Source organism: Streptomyces sp. PT12, assembly GCF_003311645.1.
In the GTDB taxonomy this organism is placed as follows: Bacteria; Actinomycetota; Actinomycetes; order Streptomycetales; family Streptomycetaceae; genus Streptomyces.
Genome location: NZ_QEST01000278.1, coordinates 1 through 248, shown reverse-complemented (window position 1 = coordinate 248; position 248 = coordinate 1). Strand labels below are relative to the sequence as shown.

Annotated in this window: 1 protein-coding gene; it reads left to right on the top strand. The window is 73.4% G+C overall.

Translation table 11 applies throughout. The annotated features are described in order from the left end of the window. A partial coding sequence (locus DEH69_RS29265) for a KR domain-containing protein (protein ID WP_113690016.1) occupies positions 1-248 on the top strand: 248 nt, incomplete at both ends.

Sequence of the window (248 nt, the reverse complement as noted above, 5' to 3'; positions counted from 1 at the left end):
GGCCGGGCTGCTGGCCGGGCGCGGCCTGACGGGTGTGGTGCACGCGGCGGGTGTGCTGGACGACGGCGTGATCGCCTCGCTGACCCCCGCACGCCTGGACGCCGTCATCGAACCCAAGGCCGTGGCGGCGCTCCACCTGCACGAGCTGACCCGCGACATGGACTTGAGCGCCTTTGTCCTCTTCTCCTCCGCGGCCGGGGTGATCGGCGGGCCTGGGCAGGGGAACTACGCCGCCGCCAACGCGTTCC